The organism is Mycobacteriales bacterium, assembly GCA_035995165.1.
GTDB lineage: Bacteria > Actinomycetota > Actinomycetes > Mycobacteriales > CADCTP01 > CADCTP01.
Genome location: DASYKU010000044.1, coordinates 20,928 through 39,133 on the forward strand (window position 1 = coordinate 20,928; position 18,206 = coordinate 39,133).

Consider the following 18,206-nt stretch of genomic DNA (forward strand, 5'->3'; position numbering starts at 1 on the left):
AGCAGGGCGGTGCCGCCGGGGGTGCCGAGGCCGGTGCAGGCATCCCAGCCCGGTCCGGCCGAGTACGCGCCGCCTGGTCCCGGCGCCCGGCCCGCCCGCGCCCGGCCCGCCCGCGCCCGGCCCGCCCGGCCCGGCGGCTCAGCGGGAGAGCCGGCCGATCGCGGCGCCGGCGGCGCAGATCCCGCCGACCGCCGTCGCGATGAGCACGCCGAAGTCGAGCCAGTAGTTCGTCGGCACGCCGATGAGCAGCCCGCGCAGCGCCCCCACCTCGTACGAGAGCGGGTTGATGTGGCTGAGCACCCTCAACCACCCGGGCATGATCGCGACCGGGTAGAGCGCGTTGGAGGCGAAGAACAGCGGCATCGTGATCGCCTGCCCGATGCCCATCAGCCGCTCCCGTTTGAGCACCCAGCCGGCCAGCGTGACCGACAGGCAGCAGAAGAACGCGGTGCCCAGCACGACCGCGGCGAACGTGCCGAGGATCTTCAGCGGGTTGTCGGTGAGCCCGACCCCGAGCAGCGCGGCCACGATCAGCACCACGATCGCCTGGACCAGCGCCCGGACCCCGGCCGCGAACGCCTTGCCCGCGACCAGCGCGACCCGCGGCGTCGGCGTGGCCAGCAGCTTGGTCAGCACGCCGGCGTCGCGCTCCCAGATGATCTGGATGCCGTAGAAGATCGCGATGAACAACGCGGACTGGGCGATGATCCCGGGCGCGAGGTAGTCCAGGTACGGCACGCCGCCGGTCGGGATGGCCCGGATCCGGCTGAACGTGGTGCCGAAGATCAGCAGCCAGAGGATCGGCTGGATCGCCCGGGTGATCAGCTCGCTGCGGTCGTGCCGCAGGCGCTGCATCTCGACCAGGCAGAACGTGTAGATCCGGGAGAGCAGCCGGCCGGCGCCGGACCGGGTCTCGGGCTCAACCCATGCGACGGGCGGTGCGGCGGGTGCTGCGGACATCACGCAGCCCTCCCTTCTCGTTCTCGGTGAGGCTGCTGCCGGTGTAGTGCCGGAAGACGTCCTCGAGGCTGGATCCGGCGCCGAGCCCGGCCTGCAGGTCGGCCGGCGCGCCCAGGGCCCGGACGGCGCCCTCGTGCATCAGCGCGACCCGGTCGCAGAGCGCCTCGGCCTCCTCCATGTAGTGGGTGGTGAGCAGGACCGTCATCCCGTACCGCTGCTGCATGTCGCCGACCCGGGCCCAGACGCTGTCCCGGGCGACCGGGTCCAGTCCGACGGTCGGCTCGTCCAGCACCAGCAGCGCCGGCCGGTTGACCAGGGCCTGGGCCAGCTCCAGCCGCCGCACCATCCCGCCCGAGTACGTCGAGGCGAGCCGGTCGGCGGCGTCGTCCAGGCTCACCATCGTGAGCACCTCGGCGACCCGCTCCTTGCGCTCGGAGCGGGGCACGTCGAAGAGCCGGGCGAACCAGCTCACGTTCTCCCGGCCGGTCAGCGCGCCCTCGATCGAGAGCTGCTGGGGGACGTACCCGAGGCGGCGGCGGACGGTCATCGGCTCGCGGGTCACGTCGGTGCCGAAGACGAGCACGTCGCCCTGCTGCACCGGCAGCAGCGTGGTGATCAGCCGGATCGTGGTGGTCTTGCCGGCGCCGTTGGGGCCGAGCAGGCCGAAGCACTCACCCGGTGCGATGGTCAGGTTGACGTCGTCGACGACCAGGTGGTCGCCGAAGTGGTGGCTCACGCCGGCCAGCGCGATCGCGTCGGTCACGCGGTCACCTCCTCCCGGGTCAGGTCGGTGGCGACGCCGGCCAGCACCGGCAGTGCCCGCTCCAGCGCGGCCCGGTCCGCGGGTGACAGCCCGGCGATGGCCCGGGCGGTGACCGCGGTCCGGCGGTCGCGCCACTGCTCGACCCGGCGCCGGGTCTCCGGGGTCAGCTGCAGCCGGGCGACCCGGCCGTCGGCGGCGTCCCGGTGCCGCTCCAGCACGCCGCTGCCGGTGAGCTGGCGGACCAGCGTGGAGACGGTGTTGGGGGCGACGCCGAGCTCGGCCGCGGCGTCGGCCACCGACAACCCCGGCGTACGGCGGACCAGGCGGATCAGCTCCAGCTGCGCGGTGGTGGGCCCGTCGTTCGGGAACGGCCGTTCGCCGATCTTGCGGGCGTGCCGGCGCAACAGGCCGACCGTCGCGTACAGCTGCTCGGCGAGCGCGGTGTCGGTCTCGGTGTCCATCGCCGTCCACGATACCTCTGCCACAGAGGTATCTGCCGGCCGAGATTGCGATCAGGCGTCGGATCCGCTCGGTCCGGTCACCTCCGGGGCGGTTCCGGCCAGAATCAGGCGAGACCGGCGGGAGGGTCGTGGACGACGACGACGTCATCGGCAGCGAGTCGGAGCGCGCACCCGAGCCGCGGGGGACCCTCCGTCGTGGCGTGCCGCTCCCGGCCGCGGTGCACTCGCACCGGCGGCTGGCTGTGACGCTGCTCGTCCTCGTCGCGTTCGGCGGGGTGGTGGCGATCAGCCGGGCCGGGGTGCACGGCCTGAAGTCCGCCGAGCCCGCCGTCCAGGCCGCCGGACCGCCGGCACCGCCGCTGTCCGGTCAGATCCTCGCCCTCGCCGCCGGCCAGAACGTCGTGTACGTCGTGGCCGACGACTGCGCCCAGGACTGCCGTCCGCTGCTCGTCGCCACCGGCGACGACGGCCGGACCTGGGCCGGCCTGCGGCTGCCGGGCGCCCCGGTGACCGCCGCGACGGCCCGGACCTGGCGGCTGACCGTGACCGGCGGCGAGGACCTGCTCGCGATCCAGGACCCGGCCGGCAAGACCGTCACGGTCGGCAGTACGAGCTCCCGGTTCCAGACCCACAAGATCGTCGACGGGCCGCCGCTGGCGCGGGCCCCGGCCGGCTGGGAGGCGATGCTCGACCTCTGCCCGCGGATCCGGTGCGCGACCCCGGCCCTGGAGTACGTCGAGCCCCGGACCGGCGTCCGGAGCCTGCTGGAGACCCAACCCCCGGTCCCGGCCCGGGTGCTCGGGGTGGGCGGGTCCCAGATCTGGGTGGCGGGCGTGGACCCCGGGACCCGGCAGTGGGCCGCCGCGGTCTCCGCCGACGACGGCGCGACCTGGGCCACCAGCGCGCTGCCCGGGGTCAGCACCGCCGCCGGGCTGGTGGCGCAGCTGCTGCCGGTGCCCGAGCTGGACCAGGCGTACCTGGTGCTGGGCAAGCCGGACGGCCAGGGCGGCCAGGCCCTCACCGACATCTGGTCGGTCCGGGCGAGCGGCGCCCCGAGCCAGGTCCGGCCCTCGACCGCGCTCGGCGCCGTCGAGGGCGCGGTCGCGACCAAGGACGGCCGCCTGGTGCTGACCGGGACGACGACCACCGTGCTGTCCCCGGACGGCGGCGAGAAGCGGTCCGACGCCTCGGACGTGGACTCGACCCGGTTCGTGCTCAGCAACCCGATGCGGGGGCCGCACCAGCTGCTGGTGGCGGCCGCGATCCGCACCGACGGAGCCGCCTCGATCGCGCTCTCCGGCACCGGCGACGCCGGCGACTGGGACGTACGCCCGATCGTCCTCGCCCGCTAGTTCCTCTCTGACCTGCGCGTTCTTTCTGGATGGCGGCCGTCTCGATATTACCCGTTGCGTTGCCGACGATCGCGATATATCGTTATCTCACCAACCACGAGAGGAGTGCACAATGCACACCCACACCACACAGAACCGGCAGGGTCACCCTGACCGGCATCCGCACCGGCACGGGCCGTTCGGTCGCGAGTTCGGTCCCGGCGTCGACCGGGGCGAGCGCGAGGACCGGCGCGGCCGGCACGGCGGGTTCGGGCGCCTGCCCGGCTTCCCGCCGACCCCAGGAGGCCCCGGCCCCGGCTTCGGCCCGGGCATGGGCCCGGGTCCGGGCTTCGGTCCGGGCATGCGTCCGGGTCCCGGACGCGGCCGGCACCGCGGTCGCGGCGCCCGCCGCGGCGACGTCCGGGCCGCCGTGCTCGCGCTGCTCATCGAGCGGCCGATGCACGGGTACGAGCTCATCCAGCAGATCGAGGAGCGGTCCGGCGGCGTCTGGCGGCCGAGCCCGGGCTCGATCTATCCGACCCTCCAGCTGCTCGCGGACGAGGGTCTGGTCTCCGGCGACGAGACCGGCGGGCGGCGGCTGTTCACGCTGACCGACGCCGGCCGCGAGGAGGACGCCAAGCACGAGGGCCAGTCGCCCTTCACCCAGGAGCGGGACGAGACCTTCGAGGTCGCGCACCAGTTCCGGGAGGAGATGGCGCAGCTCGGGATGGCGGTCTGGCAGGTCGCCCAGGTGGGCACCGAGGCGCAGCGCACCGAGATCCTCGGGGTGCTGGCCGAGGCTCGGCGGCGGGCCTACCAGCTGCTGGCCGACGGCGGGTCCGAGGACTCCGCCGCGCCCGACCCCGCCCCGGCGGAGTGAACCAGCCCTGCGGCCCCGGAAGAAACCCTTCCGGGGCCGCACCTGTCTGCGGGCACAATCTCCAGTCATGACGACGCCCCGCAGCATCGGATCGCTGTCCTCTATCGAGAGCGCCGCCTCGACCGGCTCGGTCGGCTCGGCCGGGTCCCTGGCCTCGGTCGGGAGCGCGGGCTCGATCGCCTCGATCGGGTCGGCCGGCTGCATCGGCTCGATCGGCAGCGCCGGCTGCATCGCCTCGGTCGGGAGCGCGGGCTCGGTCGCCTCGATCGGCAGCGTGGGGTCCTTCGGCTCGATCGCGAGCGTCGGGTCCTTCGGCTCGATCCTCAGCGTCGGAAGCTCGGGCGCGATCGGCGCCGTGTTCGGACGCCCGGTCCTCGGCCCCGCCCTCGAACGCCTCACCGCCGCGGTCAGCACCCGCCTCTCCCGCTAGATGTACTGCCCAGGGGCGCTGGCCCGGCGGCGGCTCTCGGCGAGAGCGGCGTAGGTCCTGCTGAACCCTGACCACTGTCAGTGGTATCTACCACCGACAGTGGTACGAGCTCGGAAGACATGGGTGCCCCAGCGCCCAGGACAGGCCGGCCCGGCCGGCCCTGATCGACGATCAGACGCGGCGGCCGTGGTCGGGCCCCGCGGCGTCAGAGCCCGTCTGTGGGCAGTACGGCTAGAGCGAGCGGCCGTGGCGGGAGCCGCGGAGGGCCAACCCGATGGCGGCGAGTCCGAAGAGGACGGACACCCCGAGCGCCAGCCCGTACGCCTGCCCGTACGACGCGGCGGGATCCGGCCCGGGGGAGCGGGACGAGGCGTAGAAGACCGCGCTGATGACCGCGGCCCCGATCGCGTTGCCGATCCGCTGTGACGTCTGCAGCGTGCCGCCCGCGGTCGAGCCGCCGGCGGCGTCGACGTCGGCCAGCGAGAGCGCCTGGTTCGGGGTGATCACGCTGCCGCCGCCGAGCCCGGAGACCAGCAGCGGCACCAGCAGCAGCAACGCCACCCCGGTCGGCCAGACCCGGCCGGCCGCGAGCAGCCCGGTCAGCCCGGATGCGGCCACGCCGAGGGTGAACAGCACCAGCCCGTCGACGAGCACCCGCGATCCCATCCGGGGCAGCAACCGGCCGGCGATCGGCGCCGCGACCGTCACCCCGACCGCGTACGCCGAGGACGTCAGCCCGGCCTGCAACGGCGAGAACCCCAGCCCCTGCTGCAGGAACAGCGCCAGCACCAGCGGCGTCCCCGTGTAGGCGCAGAAGAACAGGATCGCCAGCCAGATCCCGTCCGAGTACGAGGAGATGCGGAACAGGTCGAGGTCGATCAGCGGGTGCCCGCGGCGCTTGGCCGGCCCGCGCTCCCAGAGGTAGAAGGCGGCCAGCAGGGCCACCGCCGGCACCAGCAGCACCGCCAGCCGCGGGTCGTGGTTGGCGTCGTACTGGACCGCCGGCAACAGCAGCACGAACACCCCGGCCGCCAGCAGCGCCGCGCCCGGCAGGTCCAGGGCCCGGGCCGGCCCGTCCCGCCGGCCCGGCGCGGGCAGCCAGAGCCGGCAGAGCACGAACGCGACGATCCCGATCGGCACGTTGATGAGGAAGCAGAGCCGCCAGCCGTACCGGTCGCCGCCGAGGGCGAGGATCACCCCGCCGAGCACCGGTCCGGTCGCGGTCGCGACGCCGACCGCGGTGCCGATGACGCCGAAGGCCCGGCCGCGTTCCCAGCGCGGGAACAGCTGCTGCACCAGCCCGGACACCTGCGGGTTGAGCAGCCCGCCGGCCAGCCCCTGCAGCACCCGCCCGGCCACCAGCACGGTGGGGTTCGGGGCCAGCCCGACCGCGGCGCTGAAGACGACGAACGCGGCGATCCCGATCAGCAGCAGCAGCCGCCGGCCGCGGTCGTCGCCGAGCCGGCCGGCGATGATCGGCACCATCCCGAACGCCAGCGCGTACCCGGAGACGACCCACTGCAGCTGCGCCGGCCCGGCCCCGGTGTCCCGGCCGATGGAGAACAGCGCGACGTTGACGATGCTGACGTCCAGCAGCGTGATGTAGAGCGCGCAGACGCAGGTGCCCAGCGCCCGCCAGCGGAGGGGGTCGAGCTGCGCGCCCGACCCGCCGTCCGCCACTGTGCTCACGGTTCGCTCCGGTCGGGCGCTCCCGGCGGCGTCTTCCCTCCGCGCCCCCACGGTCGGCGCACGCCCGGGGCCGGCAGGCGCTGCGGTCCAGACACCGCCGCGCCCGACCTCCCACTCACGACGGCGAACGCTACCCCGGGGCCGTACGGTGGATCGGTGACCGCTGCCCGGACCATGCTGGCCGTCGCCGTCGAGGAGGCCCGGGCCGGGCTGGCCGAGGGCGGCATCCCCATCGGCGCCGCGGTGTTCGGCCCCGGCGGCGAGCTGCTCGGCCGCGGCCACAACCGCCGGGTCCAGGACGACGACCCGTCCGTGCACGGCGAGACCGCCGCGTTCCGGGCCGCCGGCCGGCAGCCGACGTACCGCGGCACGACGATGGTGACGACGCTCTCGCCCTGCTGGTACTGCAGCGGGCTGATCCGGCAGTTCGGCATCTCCCGGCTCGTCGTGGGCGAGACCCGGACGTTCACCGGGCAGCACGAGTGGCTGGCGTCCGCGGGTGTCGACGTCACGCTCGTCGACGACCCGGAGTGCGTCCGCATGATGGAGGAGTTCATCGCCGCGCGGCCCGAGCTCTGGTTCGAGGACATCGGGGTCGACCCGGGCTTTGCCGGGCCTTGAGGCCGGAAACGCGAACGTAGCCGGGCGGACATGACGAACGCCGCGCTTTTGTCTAGCGTTCGCCCGAGGATCCTCCGGGAGGTGTCGGCAATGGCGGTCACTGTTCCTGCCGAAGCGGTACGCGAGGGCACGTACGGCGACCGGGTGGTCGCGGTCGAGCCCGGCGGCGTCGGCTTCATTCCGCTGGAGGAGCGGCACGGCCGCCCCCGGCAGCTGCTGTGGACCTGGGCCTCGCCCAACCTCGAGTTCGCCACGGTCTTCGTCGGCGTGCTCGCGGTGGCCGCGTTCGGGCTCGGGTTCTGGGTCGCGCTGGCCGCGATCGTGCTCGGCACCGGCCTCGGCGCGGTCTCGCACGGCGTGCTGTCCGCGCGCGGTCCCGCCCACGGCGTACCGCAGATGGTGCTGTCGCGGCTGGGCTTCGGCTACTGGGGCAACGTGCTGCCGGCCGGGCTGAACGCGATCACCGCCGGCATCGGCTGGTTCGCGGTCAACAGCGTCAGCGGCGCGCTCGCCCTGAACACGCTCACCGACCTGCCCAAGGTCGTCTGCCTGATCGTCATCGTGGCGGTCCAGCTCGGGGTCGCGTTCTTCGGCCACAACCTGGTCCAGGCCTTCGAGCGGTACGCCTTCCCGATCCTGGCCGTCATCTTCCTCATCGCCGCGATCACGATCTTCGCCAAGACCACCCCGAGCGCCGGCGCGGGCGGCGGCAGCGGCAGCCTCGGCGGCTTCCTGCTCACCGTCGGCGCGACGTTCGGCTACGCGGCCGGCTGGAACCCCTACGCCGCCGATTACACCCGCTACTTCCGGGCCGACGTCAGCAAGCGGGCGGTCGGCTGGTGCGCCGGGCTCGGCGTGTTCGTCTCCTGCGTGCTGCTGGAGACGGTCGGGGCCGGGGCGGCCACGCTGGTCGACCCGGGCGCGGCGCTGGGCGACCCGACCGGCAGCTTCACCGGCAACCTGCCGTCGGTGACGGCGAACCTGACGCTGCTGGCGATCGCGCTCGGCGCGGTCTCGGCCAACGCGCTGAACGTCTACTCCGGCGCGATGTCGTTCGTCGCGCTCGGCGTGAACCTGCCACTGGCCGCCCGCCGGGCGATCTCCGCTCTCGGCTTCGGCCTGATCGGCTTCGTCGTCGCGCTCACCGGCCTGGACGACGCGGGCGCGAAGTACGAGAGCTTCCTGCTCGTCATCGCGTACTGGATCGGGCCCTGGCTCGGGGTCATGTTCGTCGACCAGGCGCTGCGCCGCGGGCAGCCGCTGGCACAGTTCCTCTACGACAAGCGGTACGCGAACTGGGCCGGCCCGATCGCGATGCTGTCGGGGATGCTGATCTCGATCCTGCTGTTCTCCAACCAGACCCGGTTCGTCGGCTACGTGGCCCGGCAGTCCTCGTCCTTCGGCGACATCGCCTTCGAGGTCGGGTTCCTCGTCGCGGCCGGGGTCTACTACGCGCTGGCCGCGAACAAGGTTCGCGCCCGGACCTAGCGCCCGGACCTAGCACCCGGACCTAGTTCCCCGGTCCTAGGCCCAACGGCGGATGGCGCCGTCGCGACCGGGGGAGTGGAATCGGGTCCGTGGATGTGGACGCGTACCTGAAGCGGATCGGTGCCGACCGGCCGTCCCGAGTGGACGTCGCCGCGTTGCGGGAGCTGCAGGAGCGGCACCTGGCGACGGTACCGTTCGAGAACCTCGACGTGATCCTGGGCGTGCCGATCGAGCTGGACGAGGACCGGCTGCTGGCCAAGGTGATCGGCGGCCGCGGCGGCTACTGCTACGAGCTGAACACCGCGTTCGGCGCGCTGCTGCGGGCGCTCGGCGCCGAGGTCACGCTGCTCGGTGCGGCCGTGTACGGACCGAACGGGCTCGGTCCACCGTTCGACCACCTGGCATTGCGGGTGGACCTGGACTCGCCGTGGCTCGTCGACGTCGGCTTCGGGCGGCACAGTCTCCACCCGCTGCGGCTGGACTCCCGTACCGACCAGCCCGACCCCGGCGGCACGTTCCGGCTGGTGGAGGCCGGCGGCGACCTCGACGTGGTCAAGGACGACGCCCCGCAGTACCGGCTGGAGCCGCACGCGCGGGTGCTGGCCGACTTCGCGCCGACCAACTGGTGGCAGCAGACCTGGCCCGGCTCGCACTTCCGGCGCGGCGCGGTCGCGTCGCTGCAGACCGCGGCCGGTCAGGTCACGGTCGCCGGCCGGACGCTGATCCGGACCTCCGCCGCGGGCCGGACCGAGACCGCGCTGCACAGCGATGCCGAGGTGGTCGCGGCGTACCGCGAGCACCTCGGCATCGAGCTGGACCTAGCCCTGGCGCAGGATCTCGGCCGCGGCTGACATCGCGCGCATCTTGCCGTCGGCCGACTCGCGCGGCAGGTACTTCATGCCGCAGTCGGGCGCCAGCACGATGTTCTCCGCCGGCACGTACGGCAGCGCCCGCCGGACCCGCTCGGCGACCGTCCCGGCCGTCTCCACCGCCGGGTCGGACAGGTCGATCACCCCGAGGATGATCGTCTTGCCGGTCAGGCCGGCGAGCACCGACGGGTCCAGATTGGACTGGGCCGTCTCGATCGAGATCATGTCGGCCGGGGAGTCGGCCAGCTCCGGCAGGAAGGAGTAGCCCGACGGCCGCTCGTGGATGATCGCCGCGTAGCCGAAGCAGATGTGCACGGCGGTGGTGCCGACGACGCCGTCCAGGGCCCGGTTCAGCGCCTCCAGGCCGTACTTGCGGGCGGGCTCCGGGCGCGCCTGCATGTACGGCTCGTCCAGCTGGACGATGTCGGCGCCGGCCGCGAAGAGGTCCTTGACCTCCTGGTTGACCGCGTCGGCGTAGGCCAGCGCGAGCGCCCGCGGGTCGCCGTAGTGGTCGTCCTGGGCCTGCTGCGACATCGTGAACGGCCCGGGCACGGTGATCTTGACCGTACGGTCGGTGTGCGCCTTCAGGAACTCCAGGTCCGAGCGCTGGATCGGGCCGGAACGCACCACGTCGCCGACCACCCGCGGCACCGGGTTGGGGTGCCCGCTGCGGTCCAGCGCCGCGCCCGGGTGGTCGATGTCCACACCGGACAGTGCGGTGGCGAAGTGGTTGGAGTAGCTCTCCCGGCGGATCTCGCCGTCGGTGAGGACGTCCAGCCCGGCCTCCTCCTGGGCCCGGATCGCGATCCGGGTCGCGTCGTCCTGGGCCTGGGCCAGGAACTCGGGCGCCGGGCGCCACAGCTCCTTCGCCCGCACCCGGGGCGGGAACCGGCCGGCCAGCTTGGCCCGGTCGATCAGCCACTCCGGCTGCGGGTAGCTGCCGACCAGCGACGTGGGGAACAGGGTCATGGGACAACCACCAATCTGCCGTCCGGCGTCGCGCCGGCCCGGGTCCACGCGTCGGCCACCGCGTCGAGGCCGACGGTCTCGTACGTGACCGTGCACCGGTGCGCCAGCACGGCGCCGAGCGCCTGGGTCCGCTGCGCGGCCGTCAGCGCGTTGTTCGTGTAGCCCAGGATGCTGTGCGAGCCGCTGCGCACCGCGGCACTGGAGAACGTGGCCGTCGGCCCGCCGCTGGCGCCGAGGTGCACGAGCCGGCCGTGCTCGCCCAGCGCCAGCAGGGCCGCGGTCGCGGTGACGCCGCCGACCGGGTCGATCACCACGTCGACCGGGCCGCCGGCCGCCTCCCGGAACCGCTCGGTCAGACCATCCACGGTGGACAGGTCGACCGTGGCGGTGGCGCCGCGCTCGGCGGCGAGCGAGCGGTGCGTCAGCCGCCGGCTGGCCGCGACGACGGCGGACGCGCCGAGCGCCGTCGCCGCCTGGACGGCGACCTGGCCGACCGCGCCGCCGGCCCCGAGCACCAGCACCCGCTCGCCCGGCTGGACCTTCGCCCGCCAGCTCAGGCTCATCCAGGCCGCGACCGCGGACAGCCCGAGCGCGGCGACCAGCTCGTCCGGCACGTCGTCGGCCAGCGGGACCACGTCGCCGGACACGGCCAGCTCGGCCAGGCTGCCGTCGCCCGGCTTCATCCCGGCGCTGGTGGAGAAGAACACCCGCGCGCCGGAGGAGAGCGTGCCGACCCCCTGGACGCCGGGCACGTACGGCAGCGGGGGCGCGCCGAAGTAGGACGTGCCGGTCGCGCACAGCAGGTCCAGCGGGACGATCGGGGCCGCGGTGACCCGGATCAGCTCCTGGTCCGGGCCGGCGACCGGGTCCGGCCGCTCGGCCGGCTCCGGGGCGGCGCCGTACGCGGTGAGGACGGCTGCTCTCACGTCGAGATGTCCGCGTACGGCAGGGAGAAGTGGGCCAGCCGCTGCGCGTACTCCAGCTGGAAGCCCAGCGGCTCCTCGTGGTCCCGCTCGAACATCGCGATGAACAGGGTCAGCGTGAGGAACGGGTGCGCGCCCATCTCGAACAGGGCCGGGTAGTCGTGTGTGGACAGTGCCGCCCGCTCCGCGTCGGTGAAGGCCTGGTACGTGCTGGCCTCCCGCGCCGCGCAGTTCAGCAGCTCGTTGGCCTTCTCGGCCTCCCACCACGTCACCGTGCCGGCGGGGTCCTCCCGGTACCGCTCCACGAGCGAGGGGTCCCGGTCGATCGTGAACAGGAACTTGTTCAGCAGATACTTGCTCATCTCCCGCTCCTCGATCGGACCCGGCCTCGTCCCTCGGCCGGCTCGGCTCTCGTCGCTCCCCGTTCGCGCTGCGAGCGCTCGCGCTCACTCATTCCGGCGCTCCGTTCGGGTACCAGGTGAAGTACGCCTCCATCGTGTGGAAGAGGTCGTACGTGTCGACGTAGTCGGCCTTCGCGTTCTCGCCCGCGACGCCCATCATCAGCATGAAGTCCATGAACCCGTGGGTCGCGTTGCCCGGCGCGTGCAGGCTGTCCAGCGTCACCTCGGACAGGCAGCCGTCCAGGTCGCCGTCGGCGATCCACTGGACCGCCTTGGCGTCGAACTCCGGGTCGGGCCCGTGCGGCCCGAACTGGCGCGGGCCGCCCAGCTCCAGCGAGAGGTGCCCGGTGCCGATGATCGCGACCTTCTTCTCGCTCGGCCAGGACTCGACCATCTCCCGGATCGCCTTGCCCAGCTGGACGAAGCGCTTCGGCTGCGGCAGCGGCGGCGCGAAGATGTTCGTGTAGACCGGCACGATCGGCAGGTCGTTCTGCGGTCGCAGCGTGATGATCGGGCAGGTGACGCTGTGGTCGATCCGCAGCTCGTTGGAGAACGCGAGGTCGAAGCCGGCGTCCAGGCCGGTGCGCAGCAGGTGACCGGACAGGTCCCTGTCCCCGGCCATGCGCATCTGCGGGAGCCCGAACTCGCGCTCCTCGTTGTACCAGTTGGCGTCGTACTGGTCGGCATGGCCGACGAGGAACTGCGGCATGTTGTCCAGCCAGAGCTGGTGGAAGTGGTCGGAGCCGACCATCACCAGCACGTCCGGGGCGGCCTTGGTCAGCGTCTCCCGGAACGCCTCGACCTTGCGCACCCACTCCGTAGCGAACGGCGGCGCCTCCTCGGGCGGCGCGGTGCTCGCCTTGTAGTAGAAGGGATGGTGGGTCGACGCGATCACCGCCGTGATCTCAGCCATCGGACTCTCCCTCGGTCACGGGCACCTCGACCGCGTTCCGGTCGATCTCCAGGTACATGTCCATCGCCAGCGGGTGACGCCGTTCCTCCGCGAGCTGGCCGAGCAGGCCGGCCGCGCGGGCCAGCAGCGCGACCCCGCGCAGCAGCTCGACCGGCAGGTCGAGGTCGGCCAGCGCGGCCCCGCAGACGCCGGCCCCGTTCAGCGGCAGCGTGCGCCCCAGCACCTGCGGGTGGACCCGGCCGATCGCCTCGTACAGCCGCAGGTGCGGGCCGCGCAGGCCCTCCTCCTCGGCGATCGCGAGCAGTCGCGGGGTCCGCGGGTCCTGGACCTTGTGCACCGGGTGGCCGAGACCGGGGACGAACTTCTTCTCGGCCCGGGCCTTCTGCACCAGCGGCAGCGCCAGCGCGTCCCAGCCGGCGTCGTCGGCCGGCAGCGCACCGTCCACTTCGGACAACGCCCGGTGCAGGTAGCCGCCGGCGTCCTCGGTCACGCCGAGGAAGCGGGAGCCGCCGCCGAGCAGACCGGCCGCCAGCGCGCCCTGCAGCGAGTCCGGCGCGGAGAGGTAGGTGACGCGGGCGGCGATCGCGGTCGGGGTGAAGCCGTGGTCGGCCAGCGCGACGAGCACCGACTCGAACACCCGGGCCTCGCCCGGGGTCGGTCGCCGGGCCGCCAGCAGCCAGAACGCCAGCTCGCCGAAGCCGATCTTCCCCATCAGGTCGTCGGCCAGGTCATGTCCCAGCAGCCGGATGTGGTCGGCATCGGAGGTGCCCAACGACGAAGGATAGGAACGACTCACTCTGTCCCCCTTGTTCGCTCCCGGTCGGGCGCTGGTGGCGACGTCTTCCCTACGCGCCTGCGTGGTGGGCGCGGGCGCGGGGCCGGGCGGCGCTCCGGTCCAGACGTCGCCGCGCCCCACCTCCCGCTCACGGCTTGTCCTCCAGCCAGGCGCGGATCTCGGCGCCGTGCTCGTCCAGCCCCGGCGGCGGCAGCCGGTAGCCGGCCGGCGTCTCGGAGAACGTGATCGGGTTGCGGATCGAGGGCACCCCGCCGACCTCGACCACCGGTTCGAGACCGAGCTCCTCGGCGAACGCGACGCCCTGGTTGACCGTGTTGATCGGCCCGCACGGGACACCGGCGCCGATGATCTCCCGGAACCACTCGTCCTTGCCCCTGGTCATGAGCCGCTCGACCAGCAGCGGGCGCAGCTCGTCCCGGTTGGCCGTGCGGTCCTTGTTCAGCACGAACCGCGGGTCGTCGGCCAGCTCGGGCAGGCCGAGGACCTCGCAGAGCTTGCGGAACTGCCGGTCGTTGCCGGCGGTGATGATGAGCTCGCCGTCGGCCGTCGGCATCAGGTCGTACGGGAAGAGGCTGGGGTGGGCGTTGCCCATCCGGGTCGGCGTCGCGCCGGCCGAGACGACGGAGCCGGAGTGGTTGACCAGTCCGGACAGGGCCGAGGACAGCAGGTTGACCTCGACGTGCTGGCCGCGGCCGGTCGACTGTCGCGAGTGGAGCGCGGCCAGCACGCCGATCGTCGCGTGCAGCCCGGCCATCACGTCGAAGACCGAGATCCCGGCCCGGTACGGCGGCCCGTCGGGGGAGCCGGTCAGGCTCATCAGCCCGGCGATCGCCTGCACGATGAGGTCGTAGCCGGGCAGCGCCGCCCCGCCGCCGGTGCCGAAGCCGGTGATCGAGGCGTAGATGACGCCGGGGTTGGTGGCGGCGACCGCGTCGTAGTCCAGGCCGAACCGGGCCAGCCCGCCGACCCGGAAGTTCTCCATCACGATGTCGGCCCGCGAGGCCAGCTCCCGGGCCAGCGCGGCGTCGTGCTCGTCCTTGAGGTCGAGCGCGATCGAGCGCTTGTTCCGGTTGATCGAGAGGTAGTACGTCGCCTCGCCGTCGCGTACGGGCGGCATCCAGGTGCGGGTGTCGTCCCCGCCCGGGCTCTCCACCTTGACCACCTCGGCCCCGAGGTCGGCCAGCAGCATGGACGAATACGGCCCGGCCAGGATCCGGGAGAAGTCGGCCACCAGCAGGCCGCTCAGCGGGCCCGGCGCGGCCTGTCCGTCGGTCGCTCCGCTCGGCTCCACAGCACCTCCTTGTCCGGTCGACGGACGGTCGTCCGGAAATCCGAGTCTTGCACTCATCCCGCGGGCAGCGCCACCGGCACGGACTGGTAGCGGGCGAAGTCGGCGCTCACCTCGCCGGCCGTCTGCAGCAGCATCGGCAAGTAGTCGCCGGTGAGGGTGCCGACGGGCGTTTCGGCCGCGTGCACGGTGACGTTCATCGCCGCGATCACCCGGCCGGCGCCGTCCCGCAGCGGCGCGGCCACCGACCGGATCCCGGGCGCCAGCGCCTCGTCGGTCAGCGTCCAGCCCTTGGCCCGGACGTCCCGCAGCAGCCCGTCCAGCTCGGCCCGGCCGGGTACGTGCCGGGCGGTCACGCCGGAGCGGGACGGCTCGGCCAGCACCGCGTCGAGCTCGGCCGGCGGCAGCCCGGCCAGCAGCACCTTGCCCAGCGAGGTCGACGGGGCCGGGAACCGGGTGCCGATGTCGACCCGCAGCGCGATGATCTTCGGCACCGCCACCCGGGCCACGTAGACGATGTCGGAGCCGTCCAGCTGGGCGATGGAGCTGGACTCGCCGGTCCGTCCGACCAGCGCCTCCAGGTGCGGCCGGGCGACGTCCCACAGCCCCAGCGACTGCACGTACGCCATGCCGAGCTCGAGCACCCGCGGGGTCAGCCGGAAGCCGCCGGGGCCGCCGCGCGCGTACCCCAGGGCCTCGAGGGTGAGCAGGATCCGGCGCGCGGTCGGCCGGGCCAGCCCGGACGCGGTGGCCACCTCGCTGAGCGTCAGCACCGGCCGGTGCGGCCCGAACGCCTTGATCACGTCGAGGCCGCGCGCGATCGCCTCGACGAAGTCGGGGCTGTCGGTACGGCGGGCCACGCCGGCAGCCTAGCGCCTGTGTCCGCTGTGCGGACAGGGTCAACCGGGGTAATCCGGCAGAAACGGGCAACGGTCCTTGACGGCCTCCCGGACGCGGTACAAGGTGCTCCCATTCCTCGAGGTGTCCGTCACGCGGACGTCCGTACGTGAAGGAGGACCTGTGGACGAGCTCGCGTCCGGCCGGCCGGTGGTGTTCCGCGGCGGCACCGTGCTGCCGATGGACGACCAGCGCAGCGTCCTGACCGGCGCCGACGTGCTGGTCGTCGGCGAGCGGATCGAGGCGGTCGGCCCGGACCTGCCGGTGCCGGACGGCACGCTGGAGATCGACGCGACCGGCGGCATCGTCATGCCCGGCATGATCGACACCCACCGGCACATGTGGCAGACCGCGATGCGCGGCTACGGCGCCGACTGGACCCTCACGCAGTACTTCGTCTGGTACTACCTGGAGCACGGCAAGACCTTCCGCCCGCAGGACATCCACGCCGGCAACCTGCTGGCCGGGATCGAGTCCCTGGACGCGGGCGTGACGACCACGGTCGACTGGTCGCACGGGTTGCAGACCACCGAGCACGCCGACGCCGCGGTGGACGCGCTGCAGGCGGTGCCGGGCCGGTTCGTCCTGGCGTACGGCAACATCCAGGCCGGGCCGTGGGAATGGTCGGCCGCGCCGGAGTTCCGCGACTTCGTCAGCCGCCGGATCACCCCGGGCGACGACATGCTCGGCTTCCAGATGGCCTTCGACGTGACCGGCGACCCGTCCTTCCCGGAGAAGGCCGCGTTCGAGGTCGCCCGCGACCTCGGCGTCCCGGTCACCACCCACGCCGGCGTCTGGGGCGCGACGAACGACGACGGCATCCGGCTCATGTACGACAACGGCTTCGCCGTCCCCGGCACCGTCTACGTGCACGCGGCCACGCTCTCGGAGGACTCGTACCAGCGGATCGCGGCCAGCGGCGGCACCGTCTCGGTCTCCACCGAGAGCGAGCAGAGTGCCGGCCAGGGCTACCCGCCCACCTGGAACCTCCGCTCGTACGACATCCCGGTGTCGCTGTCGATGGACACCAGCGTCTGGTGGAGCGGCGACCTGTTCTCGGCCATGCGGACCACGCTCGGCGCGGACCGGTCCCGCGAGCACCACGAGGCCCACGCCAAGGGCGACACCGTGACCAACTGCCACCTGCGGGCGGACCAGGTCGTGGAATGGGCGACCCGCGGCGGGGCCAAGGCGCTCGGCCTGGACGGCGTGGTCGGTCAGCTGAAGCCCGGGATGAAGGCCGACGTCGTGCTGATCAAGAACGACCGGTCGCCGGCGATGTTCCCGCTGCTCAACCCGTACGGGCACGTGGCGTTCCAGGCCCAGCGCGGGGACGTGCACACGGTCCTGGTCAACGGGCGGATCGTGAAGCACGAGCACGAGCTGGTCGGCATCGACCTCAAGGCCGCGCAGAACGAGGTCCGGTCCACTGTGGACCACCTGCGCTCGGCGCTCGGCGAGGACGTCTGGGCCAAGGGGATGAACCCCGAGGTGCCGGAGACCGCGATGCTCGACAACCCGTACCAGTACACGGATTACTCGTCCGGCACCACGCACGGACACTGAGACGCGGCGTCGCGGCGGGTGCCCCCGTGCCCGTCGCGACGCCGTCCCAGGAACGACGCCGTCCCAGGAACGACGCCGTCCCAGGAACGACGCGTTGCCTCCGGACCGGGACCGGATGCGCGCGGGCGACGGGGCCGTCATCCCGACCTGCTGGTCGGGTGTCTAGGACTCCGGCTCCGCCATGTTCCGGTGCATGCCGGCCTTGAGCTTGTCCGGCAGCACCTTGGCCGCGGTGCCCTGGGCGCGCGACTTCAGCGATCCCGCCAGCACCTTGTCCTCGGCGTCCATGAGGGCGTCGAAGCCCTGCCGGGCGACCTGGGCCGGGTCGTCCTTGGACCCCTGGCCGACCGGGGTGTCGTCCATCCCGGCCCGGTGGAAGAAGTTGGTGTCGGTGGGGCCGGGCATCAGCGACGTGATCACCACGGCGGTGTCCTCGAGCTCGTTCTGCAGCGCCTGGGTCCAGGACTGCAGGAACGACTTGGTCGCGTTGTAGACCGACTGGAACGAGCCGGGCATGGTCGAGGCGACCGAGGACGTCACCAGGATCGAGCCGGCGTCGCGGGCGATCAGGTCCGGCAGCAGCCGCTTGGCCAGGTGCACGGTGCCGGTGACGTTGAGGTCGATCAGCCTGATCTCGTCGGCCAGCTCGGTGTCGGCGAACGCGCCGCCGAGACCGACCCCGGCGTTCAGCGCGACCGCGGACAGCGGCCGGCCGGCCACGGTGACGGCGGCGTAGAGCTTCTCCACGCCGTCGTACGTGGCCAGGTCGGCGGTCACCGCGGACACCTGGGCGCCGGTCGAGCGCAGCTGCGCCGCGGCCGCCTCCAGGCCCGGGTCCTCCGCGCAGATCAACAGGTCGTAGTCGTGCTGGGCGAACTGCTTGGCCAGCTCGAGGCCGATGCCGCTGGAGGCACCGGTCACGAGCGCGAGGGCCTTGTCGGTCTCCGTCATGGGCGCGGGA

General features: G+C 73.1%; 19 protein-coding genes. 7 read left to right on the forward strand and 12 right to left on the reverse strand.

Features of this window, described 5'->3' with window-relative positions; genetic code table 11:
* Positions 1-138 precede the first annotated feature (138 nt).
* From VGP36_06950 to VGP36_06960, 3 genes are read right to left on the reverse strand one after another with little or no spacing between them, the layout of a single operon-like run.
* Positions 139-960, reverse strand: a complete 822-nt coding sequence (locus VGP36_06950) for an ABC transporter permease (protein ID HEV7654459.1) — start codon at positions 958-960, stop codon at positions 139-141.
* Complete coding sequence (locus tag VGP36_06955; protein ID HEV7654460.1) at positions 920-1,723, reverse strand: ATP-binding cassette domain-containing protein; 804 nt, start codon at positions 1,721-1,723, stop codon at positions 920-922. Before VGP36_06955 ends, VGP36_06950 begins: the two co-directional genes overlap by 41 nt.
* On the reverse strand, positions 1,720-2,184 hold the full coding sequence (locus VGP36_06960) for a MarR family transcriptional regulator (GenBank protein ID HEV7654461.1): 465 nt from the start codon (positions 2,182-2,184) through the stop codon (positions 1,720-1,722). The genes VGP36_06955 and VGP36_06960 overlap by 4 nt, the downstream gene beginning before the upstream one ends.
* Positions 2,185-2,312: 128 nt before the next feature.
* Between VGP36_06960 and VGP36_06965 the strand changes: the two genes are divergently transcribed.
* The 3 genes from VGP36_06965 (at position 2,313) to VGP36_06975 (ending at position 4,825) form a co-directional block, all read left to right on the forward strand.
* Positions 2,313-3,536, forward strand: coding sequence for a hypothetical protein (locus VGP36_06965; GenBank protein HEV7654462.1), 1,224 nt, complete (start codon positions 2,313-2,315; stop codon positions 3,534-3,536).
* A 112-nt stretch (positions 3,537-3,648) separates the two neighbouring features.
* Positions 3,649-4,395, forward strand: coding sequence for a PadR family transcriptional regulator (locus tag VGP36_06970; protein ID HEV7654463.1), 747 nt, complete (start codon positions 3,649-3,651; stop codon positions 4,393-4,395).
* Positions 4,396-4,462: 67 nt separating this feature from the next.
* Positions 4,463-4,825 (forward strand): hypothetical protein, encoded by a 363-nt coding sequence (locus VGP36_06975; protein ID HEV7654464.1) that lies wholly within the window; start codon positions 4,463-4,465, stop codon positions 4,823-4,825.
* Positions 4,826-5,056: 231 nt separating this feature from the next.
* Here the strand turns inward: VGP36_06975 and VGP36_06980 are convergent, their stop codons facing one another.
* Complete coding sequence (locus VGP36_06980) at positions 5,057-6,514, reverse strand: MFS transporter (protein HEV7654465.1); 1,458 nt, start codon at positions 6,512-6,514, stop codon at positions 5,057-5,059.
* A 174-nt stretch (positions 6,515-6,688) separates the two neighbouring features.
* Between VGP36_06980 and VGP36_06985 the strand changes: the two genes are divergently transcribed.
* The 3 genes from VGP36_06985 to VGP36_06995 all read left to right on the forward strand — a co-directional run bounded on the left by VGP36_06985 (position 6,689) and on the right by VGP36_06995 (position 9,474).
* Entirely contained in the window at positions 6,689-7,135 is a 447-nt protein-coding gene (locus VGP36_06985) for a nucleoside deaminase (protein ID HEV7654466.1), read from the forward strand.
* A gap of 90 nt (positions 7,136-7,225) precedes the next feature.
* A complete protein-coding gene (locus tag VGP36_06990) occupies positions 7,226-8,623 on the forward strand; it encodes a cytosine permease (GenBank protein HEV7654467.1) in 1,398 nt (465 codons plus the stop codon).
* Positions 8,624-8,712: 89 nt separating this feature from the next.
* On the forward strand, positions 8,713-9,474 hold the full coding sequence (locus VGP36_06995; GenBank protein HEV7654468.1) for an arylamine N-acetyltransferase: 762 nt from the start codon (positions 8,713-8,715) through the stop codon (positions 9,472-9,474).
* On the opposite strand, the gene VGP36_07000 is transcribed toward VGP36_06995, so the two are convergent.
* The 7 genes from VGP36_07000 to VGP36_07030 form a co-directional block, all read right to left on the reverse strand.
* On the reverse strand, positions 9,442-10,461 hold the full coding sequence (locus VGP36_07000) for a uroporphyrinogen decarboxylase family protein (protein HEV7654469.1): 1,020 nt from the start codon (positions 10,459-10,461) through the stop codon (positions 9,442-9,444). The genes VGP36_06995 and VGP36_07000 overlap by 33 nt on opposite strands.
* The gene (locus tag VGP36_07005; protein HEV7654470.1) at positions 10,458-11,387 is read right to left on the reverse strand and encodes a zinc-binding alcohol dehydrogenase family protein; all 930 of its coding nucleotides are present in this window, start codon (positions 11,385-11,387) and stop codon (positions 10,458-10,460) included. The genes VGP36_07000 and VGP36_07005 overlap by 4 nt, the downstream gene beginning before the upstream one ends.
* Positions 11,384-11,746, reverse strand: coding sequence for a hypothetical protein (locus VGP36_07010; protein HEV7654471.1), 363 nt, complete (start codon positions 11,744-11,746; stop codon positions 11,384-11,386). Before VGP36_07010 ends, VGP36_07005 begins: the two co-directional genes overlap by 4 nt.
* A gap of 88 nt (positions 11,747-11,834) precedes the next feature.
* Positions 11,835-12,698, reverse strand: a complete 864-nt coding sequence (locus tag VGP36_07015) for a hypothetical protein (GenBank protein HEV7654472.1) — start codon at positions 12,696-12,698, stop codon at positions 11,835-11,837.
* Positions 12,691-13,470, reverse strand: coding sequence for a citryl-CoA lyase (locus tag VGP36_07020; GenBank protein HEV7654473.1), 780 nt, complete (start codon positions 13,468-13,470; stop codon positions 12,691-12,693). The genes VGP36_07015 and VGP36_07020 overlap by 8 nt, the downstream gene beginning before the upstream one ends.
* Positions 13,471-13,621: 151 nt before the next feature.
* Positions 13,622-14,785 (reverse strand): CoA transferase, encoded by a 1,164-nt coding sequence (locus tag VGP36_07025; protein HEV7654474.1) that lies wholly within the window; start codon positions 14,783-14,785, stop codon positions 13,622-13,624.
* Positions 14,786-14,838: 53 nt separating this feature from the next.
* The gene (locus tag VGP36_07030) at positions 14,839-15,642 is read right to left on the reverse strand and encodes an IclR family transcriptional regulator C-terminal domain-containing protein (GenBank protein ID HEV7654475.1); all 804 of its coding nucleotides are present in this window, start codon (positions 15,640-15,642) and stop codon (positions 14,839-14,841) included.
* A 160-nt stretch (positions 15,643-15,802) separates the two neighbouring features.
* Between VGP36_07030 and VGP36_07035 the strand changes: the two genes are divergently transcribed.
* On the forward strand, positions 15,803-17,245 hold the full coding sequence (locus tag VGP36_07035) for an amidohydrolase family protein (GenBank protein ID HEV7654476.1): 1,443 nt from the start codon (positions 15,803-15,805) through the stop codon (positions 17,243-17,245).
* 162 nt (positions 17,246-17,407) lie between these two features.
* Here the strand turns inward: VGP36_07035 and VGP36_07040 are convergent, their stop codons facing one another.
* Positions 17,408-18,196 (reverse strand): SDR family NAD(P)-dependent oxidoreductase, encoded by a 789-nt coding sequence (locus tag VGP36_07040; protein HEV7654477.1) that lies wholly within the window; start codon positions 18,194-18,196, stop codon positions 17,408-17,410.
* Positions 18,197-18,206 lie beyond the last annotated feature (10 nt).

Excerpts from the sequence above, each read along its gene's own strand:
- VGP36_06950 (HEV7654459.1), bottom strand. The coding sequence starts at position 960 with ATGTCCGCAGCACCCGCCGCACCGCCCGTCGCATGGGTTGAGCCCGAG.
- VGP36_06960 (HEV7654461.1), bottom strand. The coding sequence starts at position 2,184 with ATGGACACCGAGACCGACACCGCGCTCGCCGAGCAGCTGTACGCGACG.
- VGP36_06970 (HEV7654463.1), top strand. The coding sequence starts at position 3,649 with ATGCACACCCACACCACACAGAACCGGCAGGGTCACCCTGACCGGCAT.
- VGP36_06975 (HEV7654464.1), top strand. The coding sequence starts at position 4,463 with ATGACGACGCCCCGCAGCATCGGATCGCTGTCCTCTATCGAGAGCGCC.
- VGP36_06985 (HEV7654466.1), top strand. The coding sequence starts at position 6,689 with ATGCTGGCCGTCGCCGTCGAGGAGGCCCGGGCCGGGCTGGCCGAGGGC.
- VGP36_06990 (HEV7654467.1), top strand. The coding sequence starts at position 7,226 with ATGGCGGTCACTGTTCCTGCCGAAGCGGTACGCGAGGGCACGTACGGC.
- VGP36_07000 (HEV7654469.1), bottom strand. The coding sequence starts at position 10,461 with ATGACCCTGTTCCCCACGTCGCTGGTCGGCAGCTACCCGCAGCCGGAG.
- VGP36_07010 (HEV7654471.1), bottom strand. The coding sequence starts at position 11,746 with ATGAGCAAGTATCTGCTGAACAAGTTCCTGTTCACGATCGACCGGGAC.
- VGP36_07015 (HEV7654472.1), bottom strand. The coding sequence starts at position 12,698 with ATGGCTGAGATCACGGCGGTGATCGCGTCGACCCACCATCCCTTCTAC.
- VGP36_07040 (HEV7654477.1), bottom strand. The coding sequence starts at position 18,196 with ATGACGGAGACCGACAAGGCCCTCGCGCTCGTGACCGGTGCCTCCAGC.